Source organism: Rhizobacter sp. (assembly GCF_031412495.1).
GTDB lineage: Bacteria > Pseudomonadota > Gammaproteobacteria > Burkholderiales > Burkholderiaceae_C > Schlegelella_A.
Genome location: NZ_JANODC010000189.1, coordinates 1 through 3,481, shown reverse-complemented (window position 1 = coordinate 3,481; position 3,481 = coordinate 1). Strand labels below are relative to the sequence as shown.

Here is a 3,481-nt window from a genome sequence, read left to right as displayed (position 1 = left end):
AACTGTGAAGGCATGAACGCCTTCACGGGCACCAACGCTTCGCATTCTAAGCAGCGGGGAGGCGACGCCTACAATTTGGCAACCTTGCCGCAGGCGCCGCCCATGTCCAAGATCGAGGAACTCGCAGACCGGGTCGAGCGCCTGCTGGTTCGCCACGAGGAGCTGCGGCGAACGAACGCCCTGCTCGTCGCGCAGCTGCAGAGCGTCTCCGAAGAACGCGACAACCTGCGCTCGCGTCTGAACGCGGCGCGCAGCCGCATCGACGTGCTGCTCGAGCGACTGCCCCGCGACCCGGCTGCGGCGGTCGACAGCGGTGCCGGGCCGCCACGGCAGGGCCTGACGTGAAGCAGGTCGAAGTCACCATCCTGGGCCAGAGCTACATCCTCGGCTGCCCCGACGGCGGCGAGGCCTCGTTGCTCGCGGCCGTGAGCGCCGTCGACCGCGAGATGCGCACGATCCGCGACGGCGGCAAGGTGAAGGCGCGCGAGCGCATCGCCGTGCTCGCGGCGTTGAACCTGGCCTTCGCGCCGGCCGAGCGCCGGCCTGCCGTCGCCACGAATCCGGGCGTGATGAACGGCGCCGCGACGCATGAGGAGGTCGACCTCGACAGCCTCATCCGGCGCATCGACATAGCCCTTGGCGCCGACGGACAACTGCTCTGATTTGCGCTCGTTCCACGAGCTGCCGTCGTAGAATGAATGCGTCCGTTGCGCTCGCGTGAACTTTATATTTCCTTGAACCGATGCTCGCAAGAGCAAGGGCTTGGAACATCGCTCGGTTGGTGTGATCGTCTCGCGTCAGATGAACCCGAAGCCCGGCTGACCTCGCCCACCTGAACTGCCTGGGTTCAGGAATGCGGTTCACGGTGCGCGGCGGACACCTTATTCCTTGCGACGCATCCGATGCCGTACTGGTTGATGAAGAGCGAGCCCACCGAGTGCTCGATCGACGATGCGGCCGCAGCGCCGGACGGCACCGTGCCCTGGGTCGGCGTCCGCAACTTCCAGGCCCGCAACTTCATGCGGGTCGACATGCAGCCGGGCGACGGCGTGCTGTTCTATCATTCGTCGTGCCCCGAGCCGGGCGTCGCCGGCCTGGCCGAGGTCGCTTCGGCGGCATACCCCGATGCGACCCAGTTCGACCCGCAGAGCCCGTACTTCGACGCCAAGTCGAGACCCGAGAAGCCGCGCTGGTACCACGTCGACGTGCGGGTCCTGAAGAAAACGCGGCTGCTTTCGCTGGCCGAGATGCGCACGATCCCGGAGCTCGCCTCGATGCGCCTCCTGCGCCGCGGCAACCGCCTCTCGATCACTCCGGTGAGCGACGACGAATGGCGCAAGGTCACCACGCTCCTCGAAGCTTACCGCTGAGCACGGCGCCGGACCGCTGAGCACATCCACGCGCTTCGACGCCGTCGTCGTGGGCGCCGGCGCCGCCGGCCTCCTGTGCGCGGCGTTGGCCGGGCAGCGGGGCCTGCGCGTCCTCCTGATCGACCATGCGGCAAAGGTGGCGGAAAAGATCCGGATCTCCGGCGGCGGCCGCTGCAATTTCACGAACGTCGGCTGCTCGCCGGCGAACTTCGAGTCCACGAATCCCGACTTCTGCCGGTCGGCGCTGGCGCGATACACGCCGCACGACTTCATCGCGCTGCTGGAGCGATACGGCATCGGCTGGCATGAGAAGCACAAGGGCCAACTCCTCTGCGACGGCTCGAGCGGCCAGGTGATCGACATGCTGCTCGCCGAATGCGCGTCGGGCGGCGTGCAGCGGCGGCAGCCGTGCAGCGTGGGCAGCGTCGAGCACGGTGACCGTGGCTTCCGGCTCGAGACGTCGTCCGGTGCAGTGAACGCGCCGCGGCTGGTGGTGGCGACCGGCGGGCTCTCGATTCCCATGATCGGGGCGAGCGGCTGGGGCTACGCGCTGGCGCGCCAGTTCGGACACGCGGTGGTCGAGACGCGTCCGGCGCTGGTCCCGCTCGTCTGCTCGGCGGCTTCATGGCAGCCTTTCACGGAGCTCGCCGGTGTCTCGCTGCCGGTACGCATCCGCACGGTGCCGGGCGGAGCAGCAGCGCAGTTCGACGAGGACCTGCTCTTCACGCATCGCGGCTTGAGCGGGCCCGCGGCGCTGCAGATCTCGACGTACTGGCGACCGGGTGAATCGATCGCCGTGAACCTGGCCCCCGGGTTGGACCTGCCGCGCCTCCTTCTTGATGCCAAGGCAGTGCCGGGGCGCCGCGTCGGGACTTTGCTCTCCGGCATCGTGCCGCGGCGCCTGGCCGGCGCATGGCTGAACGACAAGCCCGAGCTTGCGGAGCGCCGCGTCGCCGACTGCCGCGACCGCGACCTCGCGTCGCTGGCCGAGGAGCTGGCGAACTGGCGCGTCGCGCCGGCGGCAACCGAGGGCTACCGGAAGGCCGAAGTGACGGCCGGTGGTGTGCAGACACGCGAGCTCGACTCGCGCAGCCTGGAGAGCCGGAAAGTCCCGGGCCTGCATTTCATCGGCGAGGTGGTCGACGTCACCGGCTGGCTCGGCGGCTACAACTTCCAGTGGGCCTGGGCCAGCGCAGCTGCTTGCGCCGGGGCACTGGCGGAGGCGACCTAGCCCGGCGCCCCCGGTTATACTCTCCGGCTTTGCTAGAAACCCCCTGCCACACATGACCACGATCCGCGTCAAGGAAAACGAGCCGTTCGACGTCGCGCTTCGCCGCTTCAAGCGGACGATCGAGAAACTCGGTCTCCTGACCGATCTGCGCGCCCGCGAGTTCTACGAAAAGCCCACCGCCGAGCGCAAGCGCAAGAAGGCGGCTGCGGTAAAGCGTCACTTCAAGCGGGTCCGCAGCATGCAGCTTCCCAAGAAGCTGTTCTGACGGCCCTGCGTCGATCCCTTCGAAGCCCGCCCCCGGCGGGCTTCGTCGCTTGCGGCGCCGCCCGGCGTTTACAGTCAAGGCTGGAGATTCCGATGAGCCTCAAAGACCGGATCAGCGAAGACATGAAGTCGGCCATGCGCGCCAAGGATGCGCCCCGGCTGCTGACCGTCCGCGGTCTCATGGCGGCGATGAAGCAGCGCGAGGTCGACGAGCGGATCAGCCTCGACGACGCGGCCATCGTCGCCATCGTCGACAAGCTGTGCAAGCAGAGGAAGGACTCGATCGAGCAGTTCACGGCCGGCGGCCGGCAGGACCTCGTCGACAAGGAACGCGCCGAGCTGGCGGTGCTGGAGAGCTATCTGCCGGCCCGGCTCGGTGCCGACGCGATCGCCGAGGAGGTCGCCGCCCTCGTCGCCGAGACCGGAGCGACCGGTCCGGGCGACATGGGCAAGGTGATGGCGGCGGCGCGGCCTCGCTTCGCCGGCCGGGCCGACATGGGCCTGGTGTCGGCCGCCGTCAAAGCTGCGCTCGCACCGCGCTGATCCAGGGGAGAACATGAGCGTCGACGTGCAACGCCTGTCCGAGGAGCTCTCCGTGGCTCCCCAGCTCACCCCC

Annotated in this window: 6 protein-coding genes and 1 other RNA gene; all 7 read left to right on the top strand. The window is 68.6% G+C overall.

Features of this window, described 5'->3' with window-relative positions:
- Nucleotides 1–102 precede the first annotated feature (102 nt).
- The 7 genes from AC30N0_RS06880 to AC30N0_RS06850 all read left to right on the top strand — a co-directional run bounded on the left by AC30N0_RS06880 (nt 103) and on the right by AC30N0_RS06850 (nt 3,408).
- Nucleotides 103–345: a cell division protein ZapB gene (locus AC30N0_RS06880; RefSeq protein WP_489517182.1), complete on the top strand. Its 243-nt coding sequence runs from the start codon at nt 103–105 to the stop codon at nt 343–345.
- On the top strand, nt 342–662 hold the full coding sequence (locus tag AC30N0_RS06875; RefSeq protein ID WP_489517181.1) for a cell division protein ZapA: 321 nt from the start codon (nt 342–344) through the stop codon (nt 660–662). The genes AC30N0_RS06880 and AC30N0_RS06875 overlap by 4 nt, the downstream gene beginning before the upstream one ends.
- 38 nt (nt 663–700) lie before the next feature.
- A non-coding RNA gene (gene ssrS / locus AC30N0_RS06870) (6S RNA) lies at nt 701–881 on the top strand.
- Nucleotides 882–902: 21 nt separating this feature from the next.
- Nucleotides 903–1,370: an EVE domain-containing protein gene (locus AC30N0_RS06865; RefSeq protein ID WP_489517180.1), complete on the top strand. Its 468-nt coding sequence runs from the start codon at nt 903–905 to the stop codon at nt 1,368–1,370.
- Nucleotides 1,371–1,419: 49 nt separating this feature from the next.
- Nucleotides 1,420–2,601 (top strand): BaiN/RdsA family NAD(P)/FAD-dependent oxidoreductase, encoded by a 1,182-nt coding sequence (locus AC30N0_RS06860; protein ID WP_489517179.1) that lies wholly within the window; start codon nt 1,420–1,422, stop codon nt 2,599–2,601.
- Between the two features lie 52 nt (nt 2,602–2,653).
- Nucleotides 2,654–2,866 (top strand): 30S ribosomal protein S21, encoded by a 213-nt coding sequence (gene rpsU / locus AC30N0_RS06855; protein ID WP_056468472.1) that lies wholly within the window; start codon nt 2,654–2,656, stop codon nt 2,864–2,866.
- 92 nt (nt 2,867–2,958) lie between these two features.
- The gene (locus tag AC30N0_RS06850; protein ID WP_489517178.1) at nt 2,959–3,408 is read left to right on the top strand and encodes a GatB/YqeY domain-containing protein; all 450 of its coding nucleotides are present in this window, start codon (nt 2,959–2,961) and stop codon (nt 3,406–3,408) included.
- Nucleotides 3,409–3,481: the final 73 nt, after the last annotated feature.